Origin of the sequence: Methylobacterium sp. P1-11 (assembly GCF_008329595.1) — a bacterium.
GTDB lineage: Bacteria > Pseudomonadota > Alphaproteobacteria > Rhizobiales > Beijerinckiaceae > Methylobacterium.
Genome location: NZ_NPKS01000009.1, coordinates 39,852 through 65,838, shown reverse-complemented (window position 1 = coordinate 65,838; position 25,987 = coordinate 39,852). Strand labels below are relative to the sequence as shown.

30 protein-coding genes are annotated in these 25,987 nt (G+C 69.9%); 12 read left to right on the top strand and 18 right to left on the bottom strand.

The window, feature by feature from the left end; translation table 11 throughout:
* Positions 1-203 precede the first annotated feature (203 nt).
* The 3 genes from CIW48_RS11385 to CIW48_RS11375 all read right to left on the bottom strand — a co-directional run bounded on the left by CIW48_RS11385 (position 204) and on the right by CIW48_RS11375 (position 2,274).
* Positions 204-869, bottom strand: coding sequence for a carbonic anhydrase (locus tag CIW48_RS11385; protein ID WP_149310879.1), 666 nt, complete (start codon positions 867-869; stop codon positions 204-206).
* 44 nt (positions 870-913) lie between these two features.
* Positions 914-1,429, bottom strand: coding sequence for an NUDIX domain-containing protein (locus tag CIW48_RS11380; RefSeq protein WP_149310878.1), 516 nt, complete (start codon positions 1,427-1,429; stop codon positions 914-916).
* Positions 1,430-1,530: 101 nt separating this feature from the next.
* The gene (locus CIW48_RS11375; RefSeq protein ID WP_149310877.1) at positions 1,531-2,274 is read right to left on the bottom strand and encodes a DUF429 domain-containing protein; all 744 of its coding nucleotides are present in this window, start codon (positions 2,272-2,274) and stop codon (positions 1,531-1,533) included.
* 106 nt (positions 2,275-2,380) lie between these two features.
* Here CIW48_RS11375 and CIW48_RS11370 point away from each other — a divergent pair, with 106 nt between their 5' ends.
* Positions 2,381-3,262: a CoA ester lyase gene (locus CIW48_RS11370; protein WP_149310876.1), complete on the top strand. Its 882-nt coding sequence runs from the start codon at positions 2,381-2,383 to the stop codon at positions 3,260-3,262.
* A complete protein-coding gene (gene dut, locus CIW48_RS11365) occupies positions 3,259-3,729 on the top strand; it encodes a dUTP diphosphatase (RefSeq protein WP_149310875.1) in 471 nt (156 codons plus the stop codon). The genes CIW48_RS11370 and dut overlap by 4 nt, the downstream gene beginning before the upstream one ends.
* A gap of 6 nt (positions 3,730-3,735) precedes the next feature.
* Here the strand turns inward: dut and CIW48_RS11360 are convergent, their stop codons facing one another.
* On the bottom strand, positions 3,736-4,611 hold the full coding sequence (locus CIW48_RS11360; RefSeq protein ID WP_149310874.1) for an ATP-binding protein: 876 nt from the start codon (positions 4,609-4,611) through the stop codon (positions 3,736-3,738).
* A gap of 166 nt (positions 4,612-4,777) precedes the next feature.
* Here CIW48_RS11360 and CIW48_RS11355 point away from each other — a divergent pair, with 166 nt between their 5' ends.
* From CIW48_RS11355 to CIW48_RS11335, 5 genes are all read left to right on the top strand, one after another.
* Positions 4,778-5,221, top strand: coding sequence for an OsmC family protein (locus CIW48_RS11355; protein WP_149310873.1), 444 nt, complete (start codon positions 4,778-4,780; stop codon positions 5,219-5,221).
* 78 nt (positions 5,222-5,299) lie between these two features.
* Positions 5,300-5,665 (top strand): nuclear transport factor 2 family protein, encoded by a 366-nt coding sequence (locus CIW48_RS11350; protein ID WP_091783878.1) that lies wholly within the window; start codon positions 5,300-5,302, stop codon positions 5,663-5,665.
* A 100-nt stretch (positions 5,666-5,765) separates the two neighbouring features.
* Positions 5,766-7,112, top strand: coding sequence for a serine--tRNA ligase (gene serS, locus CIW48_RS11345; protein ID WP_149310971.1), 1,347 nt, complete (start codon positions 5,766-5,768; stop codon positions 7,110-7,112).
* Positions 7,112-7,876 (top strand): 5'/3'-nucleotidase SurE, encoded by a 765-nt coding sequence (surE, locus tag CIW48_RS11340; protein ID WP_149310872.1) that lies wholly within the window; start codon positions 7,112-7,114, stop codon positions 7,874-7,876. The genes serS and surE overlap by 1 nt, the downstream gene beginning before the upstream one ends.
* Positions 7,873-8,520, top strand: coding sequence for a methyltransferase domain-containing protein (locus CIW48_RS11335; RefSeq protein ID WP_149310871.1), 648 nt, complete (start codon positions 7,873-7,875; stop codon positions 8,518-8,520). The genes surE and CIW48_RS11335 overlap by 4 nt, the downstream gene beginning before the upstream one ends.
* Positions 8,521-8,551: 31 nt before the next feature.
* On the opposite strand, the gene CIW48_RS11330 is transcribed toward CIW48_RS11335, so the two are convergent.
* The 6 genes from CIW48_RS11330 to CIW48_RS11305 all read right to left on the bottom strand — a co-directional run bounded on the left by CIW48_RS11330 (position 8,552) and on the right by CIW48_RS11305 (position 14,018).
* Positions 8,552-9,430, bottom strand: coding sequence for a phytoene/squalene synthase family protein (locus CIW48_RS11330; protein WP_149310870.1), 879 nt, complete (start codon positions 9,428-9,430; stop codon positions 8,552-8,554).
* Positions 9,430-9,828 carry an MTH938/NDUFAF3 family protein gene (locus CIW48_RS11325; protein WP_149310869.1) on the bottom strand — a complete coding sequence of 133 codons (399 nt, stop codon included), beginning with the start codon at positions 9,826-9,828 and terminating at the stop codon, positions 9,430-9,432. Before CIW48_RS11325 ends, CIW48_RS11330 begins: the two co-directional genes overlap by 1 nt.
* Before the next feature lie 12 nt (positions 9,829-9,840).
* Positions 9,841-10,782 (bottom strand): protein translocase subunit SecF, encoded by a 942-nt coding sequence (gene secF, locus CIW48_RS11320; protein WP_091783862.1) that lies wholly within the window; start codon positions 10,780-10,782, stop codon positions 9,841-9,843.
* A gap of 226 nt (positions 10,783-11,008) precedes the next feature.
* On the bottom strand, positions 11,009-12,613 hold the full coding sequence (gene secD / locus CIW48_RS11315) for a protein translocase subunit SecD (protein ID WP_149310868.1): 1,605 nt from the start codon (positions 12,611-12,613) through the stop codon (positions 11,009-11,011).
* Between the two features lie 58 nt (positions 12,614-12,671).
* Positions 12,672-13,004 (bottom strand): preprotein translocase subunit YajC, encoded by a 333-nt coding sequence (yajC, locus tag CIW48_RS11310; RefSeq protein WP_149310867.1) that lies wholly within the window; start codon positions 13,002-13,004, stop codon positions 12,672-12,674.
* A gap of 132 nt (positions 13,005-13,136) precedes the next feature.
* Positions 13,137-14,018 (bottom strand): alpha/beta hydrolase, encoded by an 882-nt coding sequence (locus CIW48_RS11305; protein ID WP_149310866.1) that lies wholly within the window; start codon positions 14,016-14,018, stop codon positions 13,137-13,139.
* Positions 14,019-14,144: 126 nt separating this feature from the next.
* On the opposite strand from CIW48_RS11305, the gene CIW48_RS11300 reads away from it, so the two are divergent.
* Positions 14,145-14,537, top strand: coding sequence for a YidB family protein (locus CIW48_RS11300; RefSeq protein ID WP_149310865.1), 393 nt, complete (start codon positions 14,145-14,147; stop codon positions 14,535-14,537).
* A gap of 431 nt (positions 14,538-14,968) precedes the next feature.
* Positions 14,969-15,310: a YidB family protein gene (locus CIW48_RS11295; protein WP_149310864.1), complete on the top strand. Its 342-nt coding sequence runs from the start codon at positions 14,969-14,971 to the stop codon at positions 15,308-15,310.
* 124 nt (positions 15,311-15,434) lie between these two features.
* Here CIW48_RS11295 and CIW48_RS11290 read toward each other — a convergent pair whose 3' ends face one another.
* Positions 15,435-16,904 carry a peptidoglycan DD-metalloendopeptidase family protein gene (locus tag CIW48_RS11290; protein ID WP_149310863.1) on the bottom strand — a complete coding sequence of 490 codons (1,470 nt, stop codon included), beginning with the start codon at positions 16,902-16,904 and terminating at the stop codon, positions 15,435-15,437.
* 191 nt (positions 16,905-17,095) lie between these two features.
* Between CIW48_RS11290 and CIW48_RS11285 the strand changes: the two genes are divergently transcribed.
* Positions 17,096-17,635 carry a GNAT family N-acetyltransferase gene (locus CIW48_RS11285; RefSeq protein ID WP_149310970.1) on the top strand — a complete coding sequence of 180 codons (540 nt, stop codon included), beginning with the start codon at positions 17,096-17,098 and terminating at the stop codon, positions 17,633-17,635.
* Between the two features lie 35 nt (positions 17,636-17,670).
* Here CIW48_RS11285 and CIW48_RS11280 read toward each other — a convergent pair whose 3' ends face one another.
* The 6 genes from CIW48_RS11280 to CIW48_RS11255 form a co-directional block, all read right to left on the bottom strand.
* Positions 17,671-17,949: a hypothetical protein gene (locus CIW48_RS11280; protein ID WP_197739349.1), complete on the bottom strand. Its 279-nt coding sequence runs from the start codon at positions 17,947-17,949 to the stop codon at positions 17,671-17,673.
* Between the two features lie 275 nt (positions 17,950-18,224).
* A complete protein-coding gene (locus CIW48_RS11275; protein ID WP_091783832.1) occupies positions 18,225-19,502 on the bottom strand; it encodes a porin in 1,278 nt (425 codons plus the stop codon).
* Between the two features lie 223 nt (positions 19,503-19,725).
* A complete protein-coding gene (rlmJ, locus tag CIW48_RS11270; protein WP_149310862.1) occupies positions 19,726-20,574 on the bottom strand; it encodes a 23S rRNA (adenine(2030)-N(6))-methyltransferase RlmJ in 849 nt (282 codons plus the stop codon).
* Between the two features lie 66 nt (positions 20,575-20,640).
* Positions 20,641-21,315, bottom strand: coding sequence for a ribonuclease T (locus CIW48_RS11265; protein ID WP_149310861.1), 675 nt, complete (start codon positions 21,313-21,315; stop codon positions 20,641-20,643).
* 2 nt (positions 21,316-21,317) lie between these two features.
* Positions 21,318-21,779 (bottom strand): hypothetical protein, encoded by a 462-nt coding sequence (locus CIW48_RS11260; protein ID WP_149310860.1) that lies wholly within the window; start codon positions 21,777-21,779, stop codon positions 21,318-21,320.
* 334 nt (positions 21,780-22,113) lie between these two features.
* Positions 22,114-23,109 (bottom strand): extensin family protein, encoded by a 996-nt coding sequence (locus CIW48_RS11255; protein ID WP_149310969.1) that lies wholly within the window; start codon positions 23,107-23,109, stop codon positions 22,114-22,116.
* A 111-nt stretch (positions 23,110-23,220) separates the two neighbouring features.
* On the opposite strand from CIW48_RS11255, the gene CIW48_RS11250 reads away from it, so the two are divergent.
* Positions 23,221-24,453, top strand: coding sequence for an amidase (locus CIW48_RS11250; RefSeq protein ID WP_149310859.1), 1,233 nt, complete (start codon positions 23,221-23,223; stop codon positions 24,451-24,453).
* Between the two features lie 71 nt (positions 24,454-24,524).
* Here the strand turns inward: CIW48_RS11250 and CIW48_RS11245 are convergent, their stop codons facing one another.
* Positions 24,525-25,670: an AI-2E family transporter gene (locus CIW48_RS11245; RefSeq protein ID WP_173009244.1), complete on the bottom strand. Its 1,146-nt coding sequence runs from the start codon at positions 25,668-25,670 to the stop codon at positions 24,525-24,527.
* Between the two features lie 155 nt (positions 25,671-25,825).
* Here CIW48_RS11245 and CIW48_RS33210 point away from each other — a divergent pair, with 155 nt between their 5' ends.
* Positions 25,826-25,972, top strand: coding sequence for a hypothetical protein (locus CIW48_RS33210; RefSeq protein ID WP_173009243.1), 147 nt, complete (start codon positions 25,826-25,828; stop codon positions 25,970-25,972).
* Positions 25,973-25,987 lie beyond the last annotated feature (15 nt).

Sequence of the window (25,987 nt, the reverse complement as noted above, 5' to 3'; positions counted from 1 at the left end):
GCCGCCGCCTTTGTCGTTTGGAAGTCCCAGCCGCGGCACGCCGGGCTGACGCAGCGGGCGGTGCGTGACGCAGCCCCTCCGCGGACAGTCCGGGCGCGAGGGTCCGGACGGAACGGGCGGAGCGCGTCACGGGAACCGGCCGGAGACCGGATTCACGCGGGACCTGATGGCCCGTCCCGCGCCTCAGCGACGGCCCCGTGCGCTCACTCGCACGCGATGGCGGCGACGGAGCGGACGGCCTGGCCGGTCGTGTCGATTGGCGGTTTGAACGCGCCGGTCCCCGGATCGCGCACCAAGAGGGAGCCGCTGGCCACGCCGAAATGCGCCCCGTGGATCTCCAGGCGGCCATCATCGACCCGCTCCTTCACGAACGGGAAGGTGAGCAGGTTCTCCATGCTCTGGACGACCACGGCGTGTTCCAGCTTGGTCAGGTAGTCAGGCGCGCCGGGATCGCCGGCCTTGCCCTCGGCCTGCCCTACGAGCGAGACCCACTTGCCGATGAAGTCGCCGGGCGAGAGCGGCTTGGCCTTGTTGGCGTAGGCCTTGATGCCGCCGCAGGTGGCATGGCCGAGCACGACGATGTGCTTCACTTCCAAGGCCTGGACGGCGAATTCCAGGGCCGCCGAGGTGCCGTGATACTGGCCGTCGGGCTGGTAGACCGGCACGAGATTGGCGACGTTGCGGATCGTGAACAGCTCGCCCGGGCCGGCATTGAAGATCGCGCTGGGGGAGACCCGGCTGTCGCAGCAGCTGATGACCAAGATCTCCGGGTTCTGACTGGACGCAAGCTGCGCGAAGCGCCGGCGCTCGGTCGGGAAGCGATCGAGGAGAAAGGAGCGGTAGCCTTCGGTCAGGTAGACGGGGAACATAAAGTCGTCTCCAGTTAGACAATTCCGCGACAGCGGGAGTGAACTCAAAGTTCTCGCCAAGCAAGAACGCGCGGCTCGGCCGGAATAGTCCCCCGCGCGAGATCCGACGCGAGATCGGCCAGACCGGCCGGCTCGAAATGCTCGCCGCTGGCGCGCAGCTCGTCGATCGGCCACCAGCGCGTCCCGATCAGCGGGTTGTCCTCGGTCTCGGCGAGGCGGCTGGTGTTGACCCGGTCGTCGGGCAGGCGGACGAGGAAGTAGCGCTCCCGGGCGTCCCGCGCCTGCCGGAACAGGTGGAACGGGCCGTCGCAGGCGGCGACCTGCGGGCCGATCGCGACATCGCCACGGCCGATCTCTTCCTCCAGCTCCCGGCGGCAGGCGGTGACATGATCCTCGCCAGGCTCAAGGCCGCCGCCGGGCATGAACCAGAACCGAAGCGGTTTCCCGTCCGGCCCTTTGGCATGGACCGACGTGTAGGCGATGAGCAGGATCCGATCCTGCGGATCGAGGACGATCGCTCGGGCGATGTGACGGACGGGCAGGGGATTGGCGGCGCTCATGCAGCCAGAGTTAGAGCGCCCCCCGTGGACGGACACCGGCCGCGTGCGCGACAGCGTGCAAAACAGCACGCTGGGGCAGATGCCGCGCCCGGTGCTCCGGCTCAGGAAGGCATCCGCAAGGCAGGCGCCCAGATTACCACGGGAAGCCCGAAGGCGTCCTGCTCCGGCGGGTCCGGCAGCGGCACGGCCTGCCCGAGGCTGATGTCGCGGGCCACCACCAGGGCAGCCAGCGCGTCGAGATGGTCGTCCTGCGGAATGCCCTTCACCCGGGCCTCGATCAGCGCGTCCGGCAGACCCGCCGCCGCGAGGAGCGCCCACCGGAGGTCCAAGCCTTCCCGGGCGCGCTTGCCCTTCTTCGGCAGGCCGAGCGGCCGGCCGCCGTTGAGGGCATGAAAGGCCACCTCGGGATGGACTTCGTAGACCCGTGCACGCATCTCCGGGCGCTGCCGCAGGAGCGTGTCGACCGCGCGGACGTAGCGGAAGATGTTGTAGCCCTGGATCGAGGGTGCGAAGGGTGGGTCGCTCGCATCCCGCGAGGCCGCCTTCGCGGCCGCGTAGTCGGAGGCGTAGACGGCGCGCCGCGGCGGCATCGGAAACACCGACGCCCGCGCCGGCCCGAGCCGGACGCGCGCCGCCCGATCGGCGGCCCGACCGCCACCGGTGATCCGGTCGGGCAAGCCGATCGGCACGTCGATCCCGACGATGCCGGGCCGCTCCGGTGAATCGAGGAGCGCGGCAACGTCCGGGAACAGCGCGCAGCGGTATCGGTCGGGATCGTCGAGGTCGAGGAGCGACCCCGCCCAGGATCCGCGGCAGCCGTCCAGTCCCGCGATCCAGCGCGCCATATCGATCCTTGCTGTCGGTCCGCATGCGCGACCCGCGTTCTTGCCGGGATGCGCGGGGAAAGCTATCCGCGTCGCCATGGGGCGCCGCCGGCCCGGGAGAAGCGTGATGAGCGAGATCCGTCCCCGTCGCAGCGTTCTGGCGATGCCGGGCTCCAACGCCCGCGCACTTGAAAAGGCGCGGTCGCTGCCCGCCGACGTGATCCTGATCGACCTCGAGGACGGCACCGCTCCCGCCGTGAAGGCGGCAGCCCGCACCCAGGTCGCCGCCGCAGTGGCCGCGCGCGGCTTCGGCCAGCGCGAGATCGTGGTCCGGATCAACCCGCCCGAGACCGAGGACGGCGAGGCCGATCTCGTCGCGCTCGCGCAGGCCGCCCCGGACGCGATCCTGGTGCCGAAGGTCCGCACATCCGACACGTTGATCGCCGTGGGCTCACGCCTGCGCCGGCTCGGCGCGCCGCTGGCGACGCGGGTCTGGGCGATGATCGAGACGCCGATGGCGGTGGTCAACGCCGCCGAGATCGCCGGCGCGGCCCGGGACGTGGACGGGCGGCTCGGCGCCCTGGTAATCGGCCCGAACGACCTGCTGAAGGCATCCCGGATCCGGCCGCCGGGTCGGGCCGCCCTGATCCCCTGGCTGATGACCGTGCTGGCCGCCGCCCGGGCCTACGAGATTGAGGCGATCGACGGCGTCTTCACCGACCTTAACGACGCGGCCGGGCTCGAGGCCGAATGCGCGCAGGGGCGCGACCTCGGCTTCGACGGCAAGATGCTGATCCACCCGAGCCAGATCGGCCCGGCCAACGCGGCCTTCGGGCCGGATGCCGACGAGATCGCGCGGGCGCGCCGGTTGATGGACGTCTTCGACGCGCCGGAGAACCGTGAGCGCGGGGTCGTCGCGGTGGATGGGAAGATGGTCGAGCGCCTCCATGTCGAGGCCGCCCGCCGGACGCTCGCCATGGCCGCGGCGATCGCGCGGCTCGGCGCGTGAGCGGCCTTCCCGAGGTCGGCCTGCGGCTGCTCGATCCGCGACTGACCAGCTGGGGCTTTCCGCGCTGGGGGACCGCCGCATCGGCAGGCCTCGACCTGTACGCCTGTCTCGACGCGCCGCTGATCCTGCCGCCGCGGGCCCAGCCGGCCCTCATTCCGGCGGGCTTCAGCGTGCTGATCCGCGACCCCGACTGGTGCGGGCTGATCTTCCCCCGCTCGGGGCGCGGCCACCGCGAGGGCCTCGTGCTCGGCAACGGCACCGGCGTCATCGATGCGGATTACGAGGGCCCGCTGATGATCTCCGCCTGGAACCGCGGCGACGCGGAACCGGTCCAGATTGCGCCGGGCGAGCGGATCGCCCAGCTCGTCTTCACGCGGATCACCCGGCCGGTGCTGACGGTCCTGGAAGGCGCGCCCGGCCCCGGCTCAGAGCGAGGCGCAGGGGGATTTGGGTCGAGCGGGCGCTAGACCTCGTCAGTCCAGCGTCTTTCCGAGCCGCCCGGCCAGATCCTGGATGAACTGGAAGGCGGTGCGGCCCGAGCGTGAGCCGCGCGTCGTGGCCCATTCGAGGGATTCGGCGCGCAGCTGCTCCTGCGGGACATCCAGGCGATAGCGGTCGGCATAGGCGCGGATCATCGCCAGGTACTCGTCCTGGCTGCACTTGTGGAAGCCGAGCCAGAGGCCGAACCGGTCCGAGAGCGAGACCTTCTCCTCCACAGCCTCGCCGGGATTGATCGCAGTGGAGCGCTCGTTCTCCATCATGTCGCGGGCGAGGAGATGCCGACGGTTGGAGGTGGCGTAGAATAGCACATTGCCGGGCCGCCCCTCGATACCGCCGTCGAGGGCGGTCTTGAGCGACTTGTACGAGGTGTCGTCGGCGTCGAAGGAGAGGTCGTCGCAGTAGACGAGCCAGCGGTGCGGGTCCGGCCGGAGCAGGGCCATCAGGTCCGGCAGCGCCTCGATGTCCTCGCGGTGGATCTCCACGAGCTTCATCGGCAGGCTGCCGGCGGGCCGGCGGGCGTTGATCTCCGCATGGGCCGCCTTGACCAGCGAGGACTTGCCCATGCCGCGGGCGCCCCACAGCAGGGCGTTGTTGGCCGGCAGGCCCCGGGCGAAGCGCTCGGTGTTTTCCACCAGGATGTCGCGCGCCCGGTCGATGCCGGTGAGCAGGCCCATCTCCACCCGCGCCACCTGCGGCACCGGGGTCAGCCGCCGCTCCGGCCCCCACAGGAAGGCGTCGGCGGCGTTCGGGTCGAAGGCCGGCGGGGCGGCGGGGGCCGCCCGCTCCAGGGCGGTGGCGATGCGCTCCAGGAGGGGCATCAGGGCGTCGAGGGTCGCGGGGCTCGTCATCGGATCGGGGGGTTCGCTTCCGGGTCGGTCAGGCCGCCGGTTCTACGGGGAAGATCCAGCGAAATCATCCGTGTCCCCATGCATGGCGCGGACCTTCCGAACGCGAACCCGCATCGGGCGTTGGATATCCCGGCAGGTCGAGCCACGCGCCCGCCGGGGAGCATCGATGGATACGGGGCCGACGATCCGGATCACCCAAGTCGCGGATTACGTCTTCACCGTCGATTTCGGCGCGGCCCTGCCGGCGCTCCTCACCGACGAGGCGCCGCCGATCGGCGGCGGGACCGGGCCCTTCCCCGAGCAGCTGCTGATCTCCGGCGTCGCCAACTGCCTCTGCGCCAGCCTCGTCTTCGCCCTGGGCAAGTTCCGCCAGGAGGCGCGCGGCGTCGCCGCCGAGGCGTCCTGCCGGGTGGAGCGCAACGCCGAGGGACGGCTGCGCGTCACCGGGATCGGCGTCCACATCCAGCTCGGGGCAGCGGCCGCCGAGATGCCGCGGATCGACCGGGTGATCGCGCAGTTCGAGCGGTTCTGCACCGTCTCGGAGAGCGTGAAGGCCGGGATCCCGGTGGCCGTCTCGGTGGCCGACCGCGACGGCACGCGCCTGAAATGACCGATGCCGGGGACAAATCGGCCGCCCGGCGCATTGCCGCAACATCAACCGGCCGCCGAAGCCGGACGAGGAGACGCCATGACGGATCACACGCGAGAGCCCGCCCGCGCCCCCGAGGACCTCGCTGCCCTGTTCAACCGACGCGCCAATGCCGGCGACGTCGAGGGTCTCGTCGCCCTCTACGAGCCCGACGCGGTGCTGGCGGCGGGCCGCGTCGTCGCCACGGGTCACGCCCAGATCCGGAGCTTCTACGCCGACCTGCTGGCGCGCAAATCCGATTTCCCGGCACCGGAGACGCCGCCGCCCCTGCGCAACGGCGGGCTGGCCATGACCTTCGCGCGGCTGCCCAACGGCGCGTTCTCGGTGGAGGTCGCCCGCGAGCAGCCGGACGGGACGTGGCTCTGGGCGATCGACCAGCTCAAGCTCGCGCCGCCGAAGGGCTGACGGGCGGCTCGGACGCTGCCGCGCGCTTGTCCCACCGGACGCGATGCGGCAAAGCGGGGCCCGCGCGCTCGACGCCGCGCAGAAGACCCGAGCCGACTCGATGCACGACATCCGCGCTATCCGGGAGAACCCGGACGCCTTCGACCGCGACCTCGCCCGCCGGGGCCTCGCGCCGCTCTCGGCCGAGCTGATCGCGCTCGACGAGGCGCGGAAATCGTCCGTTTCGGCCGCGCAGGCCAATCAGGAGCGGCGCAACGCCCTGGCCAAGGAGATCGGCGGCGCCAAGAAGGCGAAGGACGAAGACCGCGCTACCGCCCTGATGGCGGAGGTCGCGGCTTTGAAAAGTGCCGAGCCGGAGCTGAAAGCCGCGCAGGATGCGGCCGACAAGATCCTGGCCGACCGGCTCGCCGCGATCCCGAACCGGCCGAAGCCCGACGTGCCGGACGGCGCCGACGAGCACGGCAACGTCCTCTATCGCAGCCACGCCGCGACGCGCGAGCGGCTGAACGAGGGCAAGGAGCATTTCGAGCTCGGCGAGGCCTCGGGCCTGATGGATTTCGAGGCGGCGGCCAAGTTGTCCGGCTCGCGCTTCGTGGTGCTGAAAGGTCAGCTCGCGCGGCTCGAGCGGGCGCTCGGCCAGTTCATGCTCGACCTGCACACGCAGGAGCACGGCTACCTGGAGGTGGCGCCGCCGGTGCTGGTGCGCGACGCCGCCATGTTCGGCACCGCGCAGCTGCCGAAGTTCGAGGACGACCAGTTCTCGGTCTTCAAGGGTCTCGATTACGTCAAGTCCCTGCAGGGGCAGGCCGGCGCGGAGTCCGCGCCCGTCAGCGACGAGCATTTCTGGCTCGTGCCCACCGCCGAGGTGCCGCTGACGAACCTCGTCCGCGAGGCGATCCTCCGCGAGGAGGAGCTGCCCCTGCGCTTCACCGCGCTGACGCCCTGTTTCCGCGCCGAGGCCGGGGCCGCGGGGCGCGACACGCGCGGCATGCTGCGCCAGCACCAGTTCAGCAAGGTCGAGCTGGTCTCGATCACGACGCCGGAGGAATCCGCCAATGAGCACGAGCGGATGCTGACCAGCGCCGAGGCCGTGTTGAAGAAGCTCGATCTACCCTACCGGGTGATGACGCTCTGCACCGGCGACATGGGCTTTGCCTCCCAGAAGACCTACGACATCGAGGTCTGGGTGCCGGGCCAGCGCACCCACCGCGAGATCTCGTCCTGCTCGGTCTGCGGCGACTTCCAGGCCCGGCGGATGAACGCTCGCTACCGCGGCAAGGACGGCAAGCCGGCCTATATTCACACCCTCAACGGCTCGGGCGTGGCGGTCGGCCGCGCGCTCATCGCCGTGATGGAGAACTACCAGAACCCGGACGGGAGCATCACAGTCCCGTCGGTGCTCCACCCCTACATGGGCGGGCTCAACCGGATCGAGGGCACCCGCTGATGCGCATCCTGGTCACTAACGACGACGGCATCCACGCGCCGGGCCTCACCACCCTGGAGGAGATCGCCCGGCAGCTCTCGGACGACGTCTGGGTGGTGGCTCCGGAGAGCGATCAATCCGGCGTGTCGCATTCCCTCTCACTCAACGACCCGCTGCGGCTGCGGCAGGTCTCGGAGCAGCGCTTCGCCGTGAAGGGCACCCCGTCGGACTGCGTGATCCTGGGCGTGCGCCACATCCTCGGCGATCATGGGCCGGATCTCGTCCTGTCCGGCGTCAACCGCGGCCAGAACGTCGCCGAGGACGTGACTTATTCCGGGACGATCGCGGCCGCCATGGAGGGGACAATCCTCGGCATCCGCTCCATCGCGCTGAGCCAGGCCTACGGCGCGGGCGGGCGCGGCGCGCTCAAGTGGGACTGCGCCCGGACGCACGGCGCGAAGGTCGTCCGGAAGATCCTGGAGACCGGAATCGAGCCCGGCATTCTGGTCAACGTGAATTTTCCGGATTGCGAACCGGCCGACGTGCAGGGCATCGCGGTTGCGGCGCAGGGCTTCCGCAACCAGGCGCTGCTGTCGATCGACGCGCGGGTGGACGGGCGCGGCAACCCGTATTTCTGGCTGGCCTTCGCCAAGGCCCGGTTCGAGCCGGGCCACGGCTCGGATCTCAAGGCCATCGCGGAGAAGCGGATTTCGGTGACGCCGCTACGCCTCGACCTCACCGACGAGCCGACCCTGACGCGCTTCGCGCAGGCCTTCGCCGAGTGATCGATCTGGGCAGCCTGGAGGAGGCTGCCGGCAATGCGGCCTTTGTGATGGCGCTGCGCGGGCGCGGCCTGCGCGACACCGCGGTGCTGAGAGCCATGGAACAGGTGCCGCGGGACGCCTTCGCGCCGCCGCAGCATCGGGAGCATGCACGGCGCGACATCGCTCTGCCCCTGCCCTGCGGCGCGTCGATGACGGCGCCGTCAACGGTGGCGCTCATGCTGACGCTTCTGCGCCTCGAGTCGGGCCAGCGCGTCCTGGAGATCGGCACGGGCTCGGGCTACGTGACCGCCCTGCTGGCCCAGCTGGGCGCGGGGGCGGTGCTCAGCCTGGAGCGGTACACCTCGCTGGCCGGGGCGGCGACGCGGCGGCTCGCCGCCCTGTCCGAAGTGCATGTCGTCCGGGCCGACGGGCTCGCCCCGGAGCTGCCGGACGGGGGCTTTGACCGCATCCTGGTCCACGGCAGCATCGCAGCGATTCCGCCGCATTGGCGCGCGGCCCTCGAACCCGGCGGCCGGCTGGTGACGGGTCTCAACGGCGCGGGGGGTTGCCGGGTCGCCGTGCTGGCGACGCCGGAGGCCGAGCCGGAACCAGGCGCGTCGGCCCGTCTCCCGAGGCTGGTCCCGGGGCTGGCGCAGCTTCTCTGACGCCGAGCCGTCATCGCGAGCGCAGCGACCTTTACCCCACCCGCCGCGCTGCCCGCCAGAGACGCCACAGGCGGCGCCAGCGCGGCAGCTCCGTGGGCGTGTTGAGCGGATCGTAGGAGGCCCGCTCCATGGTGGAAAGGTAGGGCTCCACTAGGGCCACCGGCAGGAACGCGGCCCCCGCAGAGGGCGCGATGGTCGGGCGCGCCGCCTCGAAGGCCTTGAGATGCTGGCGGGCGAGGTCGCGCAGATCGGCACAAGCCCGGCGTAGGCCAGGCCCGCCGCGGCCGGTGACGATGTCCTCCCGGGTGACGCCGTAGCGGCCGAGGATGTCTGCGGGCAGGTAGACCTGCCCCGCGCGCGCGTGCCAGGGCAGGGCCCGCAGGAGCCCGGTCATCCCGTAGGCGACCCCGGCATGGCCGGCCGCGCCCGCGCCGCCCGGCTCGGTGCCGTTGCCGATCACGAGGCTCGCCAGCCGGAACAGGGCCGAGGCGGTCTCGCCGCAATACCCTTCCAGGTCGTTCACCCGCGGCATCGGATCCTCGTAGAGGTCGAAGACACGGGCATCGATCAAGTCGACGAAGGGCTGCCGCCCGAGGCGGTTCACCCGGATCGCCTCTTCCAGGGCGGCCGCCACCGGGTTCGCGCGCACGTCGCCCCGCGCCTCGCCCTGGAGGGCGTCGCGCCACCATTGCAGGCGGATCTCGCCGGCCATGGGGTTCGAGACGGCCTCGCGCACCCGCGCGATGGTCAGGCTGAAGGCGTAGAGGGCGAAGAGATGCGGCCGTGCGGCGGCCGGGGCGAACAGAGTCGCGTAGTAGCGGTCCGGGTCGCCGGTCCGCACGAGATCCTCGCAATGAGACTGCGCGAAGGCGAGTCCAGTCTCAGCCGTCCTGCCGTCGACCTCCGGCATCAGGCCACCGCAATCAGCGCGGCCGCGACCTTGCGGTTCTCGGCCACGAGGATGTTGTAGGTGCGGGCCGCGGCCCCGGTCTGCATCACGTCGAGCCCGACGCCGTAATCCCTGAGCCAGCTCCGCAGGGCCGGGTCGATCGCCGCGATGTCGAGGCCGGTGCCGACGAGCAGCAATTCGATTCCTGCCGCCTCAGCCTGGACCGGGCGAAGCGCCGTGCGGTCGATCGCCCGGGGCTCCAGCACGTCCCACGCGCGCACGCCCGAGGGCAGCATCAGGATCGAGCCGCGATGCGACATGCCGGCGAAGCGGAAGCCGCCATTGCCGTAGGTGTCGATGATGTGGCGCCCCGGCACGAAGCCGGAATCGAAGCTCTTCGGGGTCTCCCGCTCGGCCATGTTCGAAACAAACTACTCCGCGGGTTGCGGGACGCCCGACCGCTCGGCCGCCGCGCGGGCGCCCGAGAGCATCAGCCCCAGGTAGATCAACACCGGCGTCGAGATGAAGATCGCCGAGTAGGTGCAAATCAGGACGCCGCAGAGCATCACCACGGCGAAGCCCTTGATCGCCTCGCCGCCGAACAGCACCAGCGCCAGCAGCGACAGGGAGGACGAGATCGACGTCATCACGGTGCGCGACATGGTCGAGTTGATCGACAGGTTGAGCAGGTCGACGGTGGGGATGGTCTTGTACCGGCGCATGAGCTCGCGGGTCCGGTCGAACACCACCACGGTTTCGTTGAGCGAGTAGCCCACGATCGTCAGGATCGCGGCGATCGAGGTCATGTTGAACTCGATGCGCGTGATGATGAACACGCCGACCGTCAGCACGATGTCGTGGAGGGTGCCCACGATGGCGCCGAGCGCCAATTCCCGCTCGAACCGGAACCACAGGTAGAGCAACACCGCCACGACCGAGAGCACCACGCCGAGCGTGCCGGACTGGACCAATTCGCCGGAGACGCGCGGACCGACGGTCTCGGTGCGGCGGAAATCGTAATCCTTGTCGAAGGCGGCGTGCGCCTTGTTCATTACCGCGGTCTGGCCCTGCTCGCCGGGCTGGAGCGGCAGGCGGACCAGCACGGTGCCCTGGTTGCCGAGCTCCTGCACCTCCGGCTCGCCGAAGCCGAAGCCGGCGGCCGTGTGCCGGATCGAGGCCACGTCGGCCGTGCCGGACTTCGCCTGCAGCTCGACCAGGGTCCCGCCCTTGAAGTCGATGCCGAAATTCAGCCCGATCGACAGGAACAGCGCCACGGTCGCGAGCGACAGCACCGCCGAGAGCGGGAAGGTGAAGCGCCGGAATCGCATGAAGTCGAAATGCGATTCATCGGGCCAGAGGCGAAGCAGGCGCATGGAAACGGACCTAACGTTTGGGAGATCTCAGCACCGACCCGTTCGTCCCACCTTCACCCTCATCCTGAGCTGCCGAAGCGAAGCGGAGGCCTCGAAGGAGGCTTCCAGGGATCGCTGCGCCTCCTGGAGCGCTCCTTCGAGGCCCGCTGACGCGGGCACCTCAGGACAAGGTGATGGTCTGGAGCGGCCTTTCCGCCGGTGATGCGTCTCCCGAAAGTGAACTCGTTCAGAACGGCAGGGCCTTCGGCCGGAAGGTCTTGTACCACACCGCAATCATCATCCGGGTCAGCGTCACGGCAGTGATGACCGTCGTCAGGATGCCGAGGATGAAGACCACGGCGAAGCCCTTCACCGGGCCCGAGCCGAGGAAGAACAGGATCAGGGCGGCGATCGCCATGGTCGAGTTCGAGTCGATGATCGTGGCGAAGGCCCGGTCGAAGCCCGCCTGGAGCGCCGAGATCAGCGAGCGGCCAGCATGACTCTCCTCGCGCATGCGCTCGTAGATCAGCACGTTGGAATCGACCGCGGTGCCGATGGTCAGCACGATGCCGGCGATGCCCGGCAGCGTCATGGTCGCTTCCAGGACAGACATCAGGCCCAGGATCAGCCCGACATGGACCATGAGGGCGATGTTGGCGATGAAGCCGAAGGTGCCGTAGGTGGCGAACATGAAGGCGACCACGAGGGCCGCCGCCACCAGGGTCGCGAGCTTGCCGGCCTCGATCGAGTCGCGGCCAAGACCCGGTCCGACGACGCGGCGCTCGACCACGGTAAACTTGGCCGGCAGCGCGCCGGCCCGGAGCAGCACCGCGAGGTCATTGGCCTGCTGGACCGTGAAGTTGCCGGTGATCTGGCCCGAGCCGCCGGTGATCGCCGAGCGGATCACGGGCGCCGACACCACCTCGTTGTCGAGCACGATTGCCATGCGCCGGCCGACATTCTCCGAGGTCGCCTGCCCGAAGCGCTGAGCCCCGCGCAGGTTGAACTTGAAGCTCACCATCGGCTCGTGGGATTGCTGGTCGAAGGACGGCTGCGCGTCGGTCAGTTCGCCGCCATCGGCCATCACCCGGCGCTCGACCGGTACCTTCGCGCCCTTCTCGTCCTTCGACGGCAGCATGTCGACGTCGCCGGACGGGCTGTCGGCGAGCATGCGGAACTCGAGCTTGGCGGTGGAGCCGAGGAGCCTCTCGAGCCGCTCGGGGTTCTGCTCGCCCGGCACTTGGATCAGGATCCGGTCGGCGCCCTGCTGCTGGATCGACGGCTCGGTGGTGCCGGTGGAATCGAGGCGGCGCCGGATGACCTCGATGCCCTGGCTCACCGCCCGGCGGGTCCGGTCGGTGATGCCGGCATCGGTCAGCGTCAGGCGGATCACGCCGCCGGGCTGCTCGGAGATGTCGAGGGTCCGGGCCGCCGTCTGGCCGAGCGACGTGGTGATCGGCAGCGACAGTTCCTGAAGCTTCGGCAGGACCTTGGCCCGGGCCGCGTCGTCGGCGACTTTCACCTGGACGCCACGCTGGAGCAGGCCAATGCCGCCGTCGGCCCGGACGTTCTCCTGCTGGAGCACCCGGCGCACGTCGTCGCGCAGGGCCTTGGCCTGGGAGGCAATCAGCTCGTTCTGATCGACTTCGAGGAGGAGTTGCGAGCCGCCCTGAAGGTCGAGGCCGAGCACGATGGCGCGGGTCGGCACGACCCAGCTCGGGAACCACGAGGGCAGGCCGGCGACGAAGCTCTTGCGCTGCTCGGGCGAGAAGAAGCTCGGCACGGCGAGCATCAGCCCCACCAGGATCAAGCCCAGCGTCGCGATGATCTTCGCACGGGAGAAGCGCAGCATCGGCCGTCTTTTTCTCTTTTGGGCCGGCGCAGGACGCCGGCCGGTTCAATCTAGGGATTCAGGCGGCCTTCACCGTGCCCTTGGCGCGGACCTCCGAGATCATCGACCGGACCACCCGCACACGCACGTTCGGGGCGATCTCGACTTCGATCTCGGGCTGGTCGTCCGACGCCTTGGTCACGCGCCCGATGAGGCCACCATTGGTGACGACCGTGTCGTCCCGGCGCACGGACTTGAGCAGGGTCTGGTGATCCTTGACCCGCTTCTGCTGCGGCCGCAGGATCAGGAAGTACATGATCACGAAGATGAGGACGAACGGGATCACCTGAAAGGCGATCTCCGCTCCGCCAGCGGCCGTACCGGCCCCTTGCGCGAAGGCGGGGGTGATCAACGAGCGTCTCCTGCAAATGGCGATCGGGCCTGCCGCCGGTTTTCGGCGTGGGCAGACCTGTCGAAAAGCGCGCGGACTATAGCCAGGGCCTTCCCGAAAGCAACGTCGAAGCGACGGGCATCGGCGGCGGCGTCACAGCAGGGCGCGCACCGCCGCCGCGAAGGCGTCAGGTGCCTCCTGGGGAAAGTTGTGCCCCACCCCCGCGACGATCTCACGCCGGTACGGGCCGGTGAAGTGCCTGGCCTCCGTGTCGGCCGCAGACGGCGGCGCGACGCCGTCGTCGGCGCCGAGCAGCACGATCGACGGCACGGCAATCGTCGGCTGTGCCGCCAGCCGCGCCTCGATCTCCACCAGCGCCGGATCGCCCGGCACGAGCCCGAAGCGGTGGCGGTAGGAATGCACCACCACGTCGACGAAGTCGGGATTGTCGAAGGCGCGGGCGGTCCGCGCGAAGGTCTCCGCGTCGAACGCCCAGGTTGGCGACCAGAGCTGCCAGAGCAGGCGGCAGAAGGCGTCCCGGTTCTCGGCGAGGCCAGCGCGGCCGCGCGCACCGTGGAGGTAGTACTGGTACCAGAGACGGTGCTCGTTCTCCGGCGCGGCGGGCCGTCCCGCGGCCGGAATGTTCTGGATGTTGTAGCCGACGCCGCAGCTCACGAGCCCGCGGGCTCGTTCCGGCCAGAGCGCCGACGCCACGCAGGCGGCCCGGCCACCCCAATCGAAGCCGGCGAGCACGGCCCGCTCGACGCCAAGGGCATCAAGGAAGGCAAGAAGGTCGGCGCCGAGCGCCGCCTGCTCTCCGGAGCGCGGCGTGGCGGGGTCCAAGAATCGCGTTGTGCCGTAGCCACGCAGGGACGGTACGAGGCAGCGGACCCCGTCGGCGGCGAGCTGCGCGGCCGCGTTTCCGCAGGCGTGGACATCGTAGGGGAAGCCGTGGAGCAGCACCGCGGGCGGCCCGTCGGGCGGCCCGATCTCCAGATAGGCGACCTCCAGGACGCCGGCCCGCACGCGCTTCATGAATGGCTCTCGGATTCGTGACGCTGCGAGCTTACCGGGTTTGCCGCGCAAATGCCGCATGCGCTTGCCGCCGCGGGTCCGCGCCCGACTTCATCGTGCGACGAAGAGGCGCGACGGTGGAGAAACATGGGTCTGCTCGACGGTGCGAAGAACCTGATCGGTGATGTGGTCGCGGCGGCCGATCGGGTCCTCGAAGAAACCGGCAGCGGCAAGCTCGCCCTATCCATGGCGAAGTTTCATCCCGGCGGCCTTGCTGCCTTTCTCGACAGCCTGCGCCAGGCCGGCCATGGCGCCGCGGTGGAGTCCTGGCTCTCGGGTGGCGAGCGGCAGGCGGTGCCGGCCTCCGCGCTCGCCGCCTGCCTGCCGGAAGGCGTGGCCGAGCGCCTCGCCTACGATCTGAGCGTTCCGGAGGGTCGGGTTCCCACGGTGCTCGCGGAATTTCTGCCGGCCGCGATCGCGGGCCAGAGCGAGAACGGGCGCCTGATGCCGCAGCCGAATTTCAGCACGCAGGTCCGCTGATCGGCCGAGCCTGACGGGACGACGCGTCACATCAGGGGTGGTACTGTTGCGCAGCTTAGGCAGCAGACCCGCTTCGTAGAGCGGCATCAGGCGGGTTGACCGTTTTTGGGGCAAACACCCCTACAATGCCGGCACGGACCGCAGAGCGGCCGCAGGAACACGGCGGGCGCGAGGGGGCGCTCCGGCGAATGCGCCGTCCTGAAAGCCGGCAACGCCAGGGCCGCGCCGGCCGTGATCACGTGCACGAATGACTGCGCCAGGGACCTCACGACCGCCGGCCTTCGACCGATGTCCGGTGTCGCTTAGCGCGCCAGAGGTCGCGGCTGTCGACCGAATTGCGGCTCACACCGTCGCGCAGCAGACCGCCGGCCCTCCTCCTTCCCGGACATCGCCCTAGAATCCCACCGGTCGACGATCCGACGGGGGATTCCATGAGCCTGCTCAACTCTCTCGGCGGCTCGCTGGGGCAGATCGCTCTCAAGGCGCTGCCGGGCGTGATCCAGCAGGTCCTGCCCGGCGGGCTCAACGCGCTGCTCGATCAGCTCCGGCGATCGGGCTACGAGAGCCAGGTCAATTCCTGGCTCGGTCGCGGGCCGAACGAGCCGATCACCGCCGAGGACCTGCGCAAGGTCCTCGACAACGAGCAGGTGCGCCAGATGGCGCAGAAGCTCGGCATCCCGGTGGACCAGCTGTTCCCGACCCTGGCGCAGGCGCTGCCCGAGACCGTGGACCATCACAGCCCGGACGGGACGCTCCAGGAGCCGAAGGCCTAGGCGGCGACGTTGCGGCACTCGTGGTCTCGGACGCGGCGCGATCGGCAGGCTCCGACTTGCGGTCGGAACGCGAAAACGGCGGCCCCATCCGGGACCGCCGCTCGCATCAGACCGGAAGTGCCGCTCAGTTGCTGGCGAGCTGCGACATCGGATCGACAGGCGAGCCGCCCTTGCGGATCTCGAAGTGCAGCTGCGGCGAGGTCACGTTGCCGGAGGCTCCAGATTTCGCGATCGTCTGGCCGCGCTTGACCTTGTCGCCGGGCTTCACGTCGATCTCGCCGTTATGGGCATAGGCCGAGACGTAGCCATTGGCGTGCCGCACTAGGACAAGCTTGCCGTAACCCTTCACGTCGGAGCCGGCATAAGCGACCGTGCCCTCCTCGGCCGCCTTGACGGGCGTGCCTTCCGGCACAGCGATGTTGATGCCCTCGTTGCCGGAACTGCCGTAACCGGAGATCACCCGGCCCTTGGCGGGCCAGCGGAAGCTCTCCGAAGCCTCGGCGACCGAGCCGGTCGCGGCAGGCTCGGATTTGGCCGGAGTGGCGGCCGCGACAGAAGCCGGCTTCGGTGTCTCCTTGGCGGCAACCTTCTCCACCTTCTCGGCAGCGGCGGCTTTCTGCGCGGCCTCCTTGGAGGCCTCCTTCGCGGCCTTCGCCTCGGCGAGCTTCTGGGCAGCCTCCGCCTTCGCGGCGGCCTTCGACTCAGCCCTGGCGTCCTGAGCCTTCGCTTCGGCCTTCGCTTTCGCCTCAGCCTTCGGATCCGCCTTCTTGTCGTCCGCCTTGGCAACCTGCCCGGGGCGCACGTGCTTCGGCTTCTCACCCTCCTTCAGGGCGGCCTCCTTGCGGGTCTTGGTGTCGGCGACCTTGCGGGCGGCGGCGTCGCGGGCGAGGGCCTCCTTGCGCTCGGCCTCCTTCTCGGCAGCGGCGGCCTTCTGCGCAGATTCCTTGGCGGCCTTCGCCTCGGCGAGCTTCTGGGCGACCTCCTTGGCCTCCTCGCGCTTCGTCGCGATCTTGCTCTCGACCTGCTTGGCGTCCTCACGCTTCTCCTCGGCGGCCCGGGCGGGCCGGGCTGACATCGGGGCCGCAGCGGGATTCAGGCCGGAGGCGTTGTAGACCGGGATCACGATCTGACGGCCTGGCGTGATCTGGTTCGCGCTGGACAGGCCGTTGGCAGCCAGGATCGCCGAGGCGGGCACGCCGAAGCGGGTCGACATCTGGTTCAGGCTGTCATTGCGCGACACGGTGATCTGTGTCCCACCCTCGGCGCTCCAGCCGACCTTGCCGGTCGAGGCGACGCGGGTCGCGGGAGCGGCGGCGTTGGTCTGAACCGGCGTCGCGGCCGCGGCCGGGCGTGCGGCGCCGGGCGCGCCCAGCGCCTCCGACTGGATGCGGCCCGTCCGGACCGGCGGCACGGATTTCAGGCTTCCGTCCGGCAGGCTGCCGGTGGCGGAGGGCTCCGAATCGAACGGGTTCGAGAACGGGTTGGTCAGACGCGATGCGTCCGACGAACAGGCGGCGGCCGCCCCGCCGATGATGCCGATGAGCGCGACGCGCGACAGCGTCCGCAACATCTGACCCGTACCGCGCACCCGCATCGACGCACCCGTTTGCCTGACGCAACCTGATGCGCCAATGAAGACGGATTCAGGTTAAGCAACCGTTCCCGTTCAGCATGTCTGCGACCGTGAGGCGAAGGTATGCCGGCGGTTTTCGCGCCGCGTCGGGGATGAATCTCGCGGGCGGGTTCGTCCCTTTTCGTAATCGGCCGGCACACCACATCGAAGGCATGTTTACCATCCGCGGCGCGCGCGACACCCTTGCCGATCTTCCCCGGATCGAGACCGCGCGTCTCGCAATTGCCCCCCTCCAGGTCGCGGATGCACCGGCCCTGCGCCAACTCACCGACGATCCGGCGATCACCGCGGCGGTGGATTTCCTGCCGACGCCGTTCACGCTGCAGGATGCAGAAGACCTGATTCGCAGTTGTGCGCGAGGCCGGGATTGCTTCCTCGGCGCATGGACCCGCGACGGTGTCCCCGATGGGGCCTCGCACGCGCTCGCCGGGGTCGTCGGCACGCATCTGCGCGGCGCCGGGACGATCGAGATCGGATATTGGGTCGGCGGTGCCGCCCGCGGGCGTGGCTTCGCCTATGAGGCTGTTTCGGCGATCCTTGATCTTCTCGGCGAACGCTTCCCGGCGCGGCTTATCGTGGCGGAGTGTCGCCCCACCAACGTGGCGTCCTGGGGCTTGCTGGAGAAGCTAGGCTTTCGCGAAACGGGCGAGGAGGGTCATCGGCCGGGCCGCCGCCTGCTCAGACGCGACTGAGTCTCGATGGGACGCCGGACTCTGCGCTGCCTTCCTCATGCCCCGTAGCGGCGCGCCTTCGTGCGTCGTGAGCCGAATGCGAAGGACGTCTCGTCGTCGGGTAAGCGCTCCGCCAGCGCGAAACTGTGCAGCTCGTCGAGGCCGCCGCCGTCTCGGGGCTGCGCCGCGATCAGGGCGTAGAAGGCTGCCCGCACCACGTCCTTCCTGGACGCGTCGGGATGCTTCTCCCTAAGGGCGGCACGCAACGCCTTCGGCGTCATTCCAGGCGCGGCGAGACTTCTCAGCGTCGCCGACAGCGCCTCGATCAAAGCCATCCGAAAGATCCCCCTCGACGGGCAAGCCCGGCGTCGCTTTATACGGCCCGAATCCCCGGAGGCGCAAGCCTTTGACATGAAGATCCGAAGACTACCGAAGCCACCTCAAGCCATTATTCACTATAAATCGCATGTTTCTTGCCCTCAATACGCTAGATATCAATCAGAAACGACTCGAAAAGCCATAATTTTCCGATCGAACAATAAAAAACCCCCGGACCTGAGGCCGGGGGCTTGCGGAAGTCCGGTTCTTCGAACCGGACTGGTCGGTCTGATCAGAAGGTGATGCCGGTCTCGACCATGTAGCGGTCCTGCGAGGTGCGGTTGCCGGTACGGCCGAAGCCGGTGCCAAGCGTGCCCTCCGCGAGATTGCCGCGGGTGATGCCGCCGAGTTCGACATGGGCGTATTCCACCCGGAAGAAGTAGCGGTCGAAGGTGAAGGTCGGCGTCACGGTGACCGAGAAGGCGTTGCTGCCCGCGCCGAAGCCCAGCAGGTTGGTTCCGCCCGAACCGCGGACGCCGGTCTGCTCGGTGTACTCGACGCGGCCGGCCAGGGAGAAATTGTCGGTGAACGAGTAGGCCGCCAGCAGCGCACCGCCATAGGTCGAGGCCGAATTGGCGATGCCGACGCGCAGGTCACGCTCAACGTTGGTGAACTGGAAGTACGGCGAGATGATCCAGGGGCCGTTCGCGTAGGTGTAGTTGATATTGAAGATGCCGCTGTTCTGCTGGAGGTTCGGCGTCGCGAACTGGTAGCGCGGGCTGCGGTCGAGGGCGTTCGTCCGGCCAACGTTCAGGCCGCCGTTGACGCCGATCGTGTTGAAGTCGTCGAGCTTGTAGGCGACGTTGCCGGTAAACCACGTGATCTCGTTGGAGAAGAAGCCGTCTGTGCCGGCGAGCGACACCGAGAGCGGGCCGCTGCTGTAATTGACCTGCACGCCCTGGTTGATGAAGTTCTCCTGCACGAACAGGAGGCCGCGGTTGATGTTCAGGTTCTGGTACGTGAACAGCAGCTCGGTGCCGATCAGGGTGAACATCCGGCCGCCCTGGACCGACCATTCATCGTTGATCTGGATCTTGCCGAAGGCGACCGGGACCGGGCCGAACAGGAGATCGGTCTGGGTAAAGGTGCCGAGGGTGGGGAAGCCGAGCTGCGGGATCGAGTAGCCGCCGGCCTGGATGTAGAACTGGAACGCGCCCTCGGGCTTCTGGATAATGCCCTGTACGTTCGAGAAGTCGAACCGAGCCGAGCGGTCGCGATCGTTGGGCGCCGCCGGAGTCGAGAACGACGCGAACGGGTTGGACTGCGTGTAGCCATAGCCCGTGATGGCGCCGCCGACGTAGAGGTCGCCCAGCGGCCCCGCGGAGAAACAGCTCGGGTTCGGGTTGGCCTTGATCACGCCGCTGTAGGCCGGGCCGAGCAGCGTGGCCTTGCAGGGCTCGGCCGGGGGCGCGACCGGAACCGGCGCCGGGGCCGACAGATCGGCCGCGAGGATGCTGGTCGAGGACAGCAGCACGGTGGCCAGGCCGGCCAGGGTGGATCGCTTCAGCATGGTGTCGCAGCTCGTTCGGGTTCGGTCATGGTGAAGCTGACATCGCGACGCGATTGATACAAAATCAAACATAGAGCAATTGCATAATTTTTGAGCAGTTCGGTATCGCCGAACACGTTCGATGCGGAAATGTGACTTTGCCGCCACATTCTTCGTGGCGGGCCGGCCTTTTCCTTGAACCGGAGCCTGAACAGCTTACCGGGTACGGACCAATTCTGTCGTGTCAGGCAGTCGGACCGATCGGATCGCAGCGAAACCCTCCGAACTCCTTCCGGGCCAAGCGTTCGGCGAGGGCCGGCAGGAACAGCGTCGCCTCCTCCGCAAGGCGCCAGGGCGGGTTGACCACGATCAGGCCGCTCCCGGTCAGCCGCGTCGGGTCGTCCGGCCGGTCGATCAGCAGGTCGAGTCGCAGGGCCGGGCGGGGCAGGGCGGCGTCGAGGGCGCGGACCATCCGGTCGAGCGCCGCGGCGTCCTTGATCGGGTACCATGCCAGGAACAGGCCCGTCGGCCATTTCACCACCGCCCGGGCGAGATGGGTGCCGAGGCGCTCGATCTCGCCGGGTACCTCGTAGGGCGGGTCGATCAGCACGAGGCCGCGCCGCTCCGGCGGCGGGATCTGCGCGTTGATCGCGGTCCAGCCGTCGAGGTTCATCACCTTGGTGCGGGAATCGCGGGCGTACCGGCCCTGCAGCGTCGCGGCGTCCGCCGGGTGCAGCTCGACGAACACGCCCTTGTCGCCGGGGCGCAGCGCCTCGCGAATCACGGCCGGCGAGCCCGGATAGGCGGCGGCGCCGTAGCGCGCCCGCACCCCTGCCACCGCGGCCCGGTAGGGCGCCAGCAGCGCCTCCACCTCCGACGCGAAGGGCGCCTCCATCCGGCCCCAGCCGTCCCGCCACTCGCCGGTACGGGCCGCCTCGTCGGCCTCGAGATCGTAGACGCCGAGCCCCGCGAAGGCGTCCAGCGCCCGGAACGGCTTGTCCTTGAGGCGCAGGTGGTCGAGCACCCGCGCCAGAACGAGGTGCTTGAGGACGTCGGCGTGGTTGCCGGCGTGGAAGGCGTGCCGATAGTTCATGGCAGCGCGCTCAAGCCGATCCCGCGCTCCGGGTCCAGCACCTGACGCGGAAAAGACCGAAAAAACTCAGCGAGCGGCGCCGAGACTCACCTCGGGTGCCCGGCAATTGCCGCGGGCGACTTCGGGGCAGGGGGTGAAGCCGCGCAGGTCCTTGCCGAAGCAGATCCGGACCTCCTGCAGCTGCCCGCGGGTGCAGGTCACAGCCATCATGTCGGGGCGCAGGCCGCGGTTGGCCGCAACAAACTGCCGCGCGATCTCGATCGGCGCCTGGTTCTGCGGCGGCGAGTCGCCCCTGAGCCCGTCGGGGATCGTCACCGCGAGCCGCGCCGCGCGGGCGGCCGCGAAGTAAGCGGCGGGATCGAGGCCCGAGCAGGTGCCGTGCTTGCGCCACTCGTAGCGGGCGAGCCCCTCGCTCGGATAGACCTGGCCGGCGACCTCCATGGCCTGCCGCGTCGGCGCGCGGTTCACCGCCGAGCAGTTCTGCGGGTAGCCGCTCGCATATTGCGGCCACAGGCCGTGGACGACGAAGCCGAGGCCGCGACCGGGAGCGCACTGGACGTCGTCTCGGCGGGCGCCAGACCCCGCGCAGTAGGTCGGCGACCACGACAGGGCGAGGACGTAGAAGTCGAAGTCGCCGGGTGTGCCGAGGCGGGCGAAGCCGCCGTAATCCTGGGCGGTGACCGGGGCGGCGGCCAACCCGGCGAAGAGGAGGCCCGCGAGGCCGGCGGCGCACCCGCGCATGGTCAGGGACGCGCCATCCGGCAGGCGGTGGCGTATGCGTAGGCGAGGTCCCGGTCGAGCCCGTGGACACAGAACTCGACACCCCAGGTTGCCCCGATGATTCCAAGGCTCTCACGCACCGAGTAATCGACCTTGCGGCGGACCCCGTCGGACGTGGTCACGGTCGCGGAGCAGAACCGGCGCGGATAGGTGTCGAGGCCCCAGGGCCGCCAGGCGGTGCGCTCGATTCTGTCGAAGGACAGGATCGTCATCGACGAGTTCCAGAACTTCGCCTCCTTCTCGGCGAAGTTGGTCGAGACCCGCTCCAGCACCGACGGGTCCTGACAGCCGGGGATCTGCGCGTCGAACGGGAAGATCCGCTCCTCGGCGGGCTCGATGTCTTCCCGGGCCGAGCGGGCGAGCGCCGGCTGGGCCAGGGCGAGAAGGGCCAGCCCGAGGGCGAGGCCGTGAAAGAGCGGGCGCATGGCGCGTGCCTCGACGGATGTGCGATCCTGCATCCGCGAACGATGGCCTCGCCGCGCCGCCAGTCAAGCTCCGGGAGCCCAGCCCCGGCGCTTTGGCGGCCTGTGCGGCGCGCCCGCTACAGTTGCTTCTCGAGGCGAGACGCTGGATCGGTGTTCAGCAGGGTTTCGTTCGTCCTTCCGGGGCGCCGGAGGCGAACCCGGAATCCAGCACCTCCGACGGAGCCATGCCGAGCACGCGGCGCGGTCCTGGTGCCCGGGCCCTGCTCCGCAGTCCCGGATTGACGGAACTGTCGGACCGGCGCCCGGTGCGATGCCGGCGAGGCGCGGACGCCGCTCAGTAGATCGGCCCGTCGCCCGGCGGCGCGCCGAGCTGCAGCGGCTCATCGTAGTCTTGCGCGGGCTCCTCGGGGGCGGCGGCGACCCGCGGCGCCGGCCGCACCGGCGGCGCGGCGGTGTAGGCCGAGGCTGCGGCCGGGCGGTCGGGTGTGCGGGAAGGCGCCCGGGCGACGCGCGTCGCGCTGCCGGCCTTCGACATCGGCGACACACCGTAGGGATCGTCCTCCTCCACATCCACCGGCGCCTGCGGGGCGGCGGGCTGGCGCGGCGGCGGGACCGGACGGCTCAGCGGCCGCTCGACGCCGGTGCCGAGCTGCGGCGTGAACTTGATCATCGGCTGGCAGATCCGCCGCAGACCGCGCGGGTCGTGCCGGGCGAGATCGACGTGGATGTGGTCGTAGTGGAACACGTTCGAGCCCGGCGCCAGCACCGTCGTGAAGCGCTGGCAGGCACCGAGGAAGATCTCGCGCAGGAAACCCTGTTCGGCCTCGGTGCCGCGCCAGCCGCCCTTGACGGTGATCACGTGGCCATCAGCGAGCTTGATCGACATCACATCGATCGCGTTGCCGAAACCGTGCTCGGAGAGCTTGGCACCGGGCTGGTTGTTACGGCCGCGGCAGGAATAGGAGCCGGCGTTGATCTCGGCCACCGGCACGCCGAAATAGAGGTTCGCGGCTGGCTGGATCGTATCGGCCAGCCACGCCTCGGCCTCGGCGAGCGCCGGGCAGCCCAGCGTCATCCGCTGCTTCAGAACGACCGAGCCGCCGCCAAGCCGCGTCACCCGGAAGGGCTGCTGCATGCCGCAGGGTCCCGGACCATCCATCGCCGCGATGGGCGTGATGTATTCCGAGGGCTCGACGAGCTTCTTGGCCAGGCAGACCTGCTCCGCCTGATCGCGCCACGGTTCGCGTCGCTCGAAATGGTTGATCGAGCACGCGGTGAGGCCGGCACCGAACAGCGCCAGGGCCGAGAACAGGGATACGCCACGCCACATGACCCGGACGATGCGCACGATCGCGTAAAGCGTTCGTCAACGGCGTTTCTGGAATGCCGCGGGCTGTTGCGTCTCGGTTGACAGCGCCGCCGTGCGCGGACTGAATGCATTATGCTTTCGCTCCTCGACCTCCGCGCCCGCATCTCCGCCGGCACCCTGACGCCCGCGGGCGCGATCGATCTGTGCCGCGCCGCGATCGCCGCGCGGGAGCCGGACCTGCACGCGCTGGTCACGCTCGATGCGGCGCCGGTGATCCCGGAGACGGGGCCGCTCGCCGGCATCGCGGTGGGCGTGAAGGACATCATCGACAGCGCCGGCCTGCCGAGCCAGATGGGTTCGTCGATCTATGCGGGCTGGACGCCCCGGGGCGATGCCGCCGTGGTGAGCCGGCTGAAGCAGCTCGGCGCCGTCGCCCTCGCCAAGACCACGACCACGGCCTTCGCGAGCAGCGATCCGACCGAGACGGTCAACCCGCACGATCCCGGTCACACGCCGGGAGGCTCCTCGGCGGGCTCGGCCGCCGCCGTCGGCGCCGGGATGCTGCCGCTGGCGCTCGGCACGCAGACGGCGGGGTCGGTGATCCGGCCGGCGAGCTATTGCGGCTGCGCGGCGGTGAAGCCGTCGTTCCGGCTGATCCCCACGGTCGGCGTGAAGACCTATTCCTGGGCCCTCGATACGGTCGGGCTGTTCGCCGCCGGGGTGGCGGATGTCGCCCATGCCCTCGCGCTCGTCACAGGGCGTCCGGAGATCGAGACGGCAGCGGTGGGCTCGGCGCCGCGCATCGCATTGGTGCGGCAGGACTTCGCCGAGGCGCCCGAGCCGGAGGCCGAGGCGGCGCTGGCACAAGCCCGGCAGGCCGCCGAGCGGGCCGGCGCGCGCGTGAGCGACCTCGCCCTGCCGCCGGAGCTGGCGCAGGCCTGGGAGCGGCAGCGCGTCATCCAGAATTACGAGGGGCGGTTGGCGCTCGCCTGGGAATACGACACGCAAGCCGACGCGCTCCCGCCCCGCGTCCGGGAGCATCTCGAGGCCGGCGCGGCAATCAGCCCGGCCCAGTACGACGACGCCCGCCGCCACGGCCACCACGCCCGGCGAGTGCTGAAGGGCCTCTTCGCCGATTACGACGCGATCCTGACCTTCTCGGCGCCGGGTCCGGCGCCCGCGACCCTGGCCTCCACCGGGGATCCACGCTTCAACCAGCTCTGGACGCTGATGGGCGTGCCCTGCGTGAACGTGCCGGTGCCCGGACACCGCCTGCCGGTTGGCGTCCAGGTGATCGGCCGCTTCGGCGACGACGGCCGGGCCCTGGCGGTGGCCCGGATGATCGAGGCCGCCCTGGGCGGCTGACCGGCCGACCGCGCCGTCCCTTCGGGGCCGCGGCGCGGCGCCCGGACGGACGGCGCGGGAGCCCGGGACTCTCAGTTGCTCGGCTGCTCGTGGAGCGTATCCTCCACGTAGAGCTGCTCCAACAGGACCTTGATCACCGCCATCAGCGGCAGGGCGAGGGCGATGCCCCACAGCCCGAAGATCACGCCGAGGATCAACTGGCCGGCGAAAATCGTCGCCGGCGGGATGTCCAGCGCCCGCTTCTGGATGAACGGCGTCAGGCCGTAGCTCTCCAGGCACTGCACGGCGAGATACACGCCGATCGCGCCGATCACCGCCTTCGTGCCCGAGGCCAGGGCGGCCAGGATGATCACGAGGCCCGCCACCAGCGGCCCGACCGTGGGCACGAAGGCGAGGAGGCCCGCCTGAAGTCCCAGGATCAGCGCGCCGCCGATCCCCAGGAAGGCGAGGCCCGCCCAGGTGCACAGGAAGATCACCGCCATGATGATCAGCTGTCCGAACAGCCAGTGCCGCAGGGTCTCGCCGGCCCCGTCAAGGACCTGGGTCGCGCGCCAGCGCTTCGCCGGCGGCACGAAGCGGACTGCCCCGTCCCGGTAGGCCTTCGGGTCGGCCGCGAAGGCGAGGCCCAGAAAGGCGATGACCAGGACGTTGCCGAGGGCGTCGAACAGACCCAGGATCACGGCGGCGGCGGGCCCGAGGACGCTGCCGGCATCCGAGACGATCGAGCCGCTGCCCTTCAGCAGGCCGTTGGCGAGGCCGCCAAGGCCGCCCTCTCTCTGGCCCGCATCCGTGGAGCCGTCCTTGCCGCCGCCCTGTGGGGCGAGGCTAGGGACATCAATGCCCCGCTCGGAGAGCCAACCCGAGACCGTGCCGGCCTGGTCCTTGATCGTCGTGCCAAGGTCGCGGCCCTGCTGCACGATGGTGGCGCCGCCGTAGCTGCCGAAGCCGATAACCGCGACCGCGACCGCAAGGCTGGCGATGGACAGCCGCAGCCCCCGCGGCAGGGGGAGGATGCGGCCGAGCCCGCGGGTCAGGCCGTCGAGGAAGACGCCGAGGAGCACCCCGGCGAAGATCAGCAGGAGCGTACCGGCCGACATCCAGGCCAGCGCCAGCGCCGCCACGAAGCACACCACGGCGATCCCGGAGGCCGCGAGCGGCGCCGACTGGCGCCAGGACGCGGCCGGGCCCTCCAATTCCTGAAACCTGCTGTCTGACATCATCGCTCCTGCACCGCAGGCTCACGAACGCCGCGGGCCCTCACGGGTCAAGTCCGCCAGCGCCGCTTCGGTGCGCGACCCTGGGGACCGGACCGTCGTCCGCGTGTTGTCCGCTCACGGCGCAGATGCGAGCGCCGCCCGATCTAGAAGGCCCCATGAGCAGCTACGATGACAGGAAGGTTCGGTCCCCTGGCCCGGGCCGAACGGTCGACACGGGGGATCAGCTCAGCAGCGCGGTCCTGCTCGGGATCTCGATCGTGGGAGCTGCCGCCGCGGTGCTGCTCAACGCGCTGAACGTGTAGCGCGCCGATCAGAGG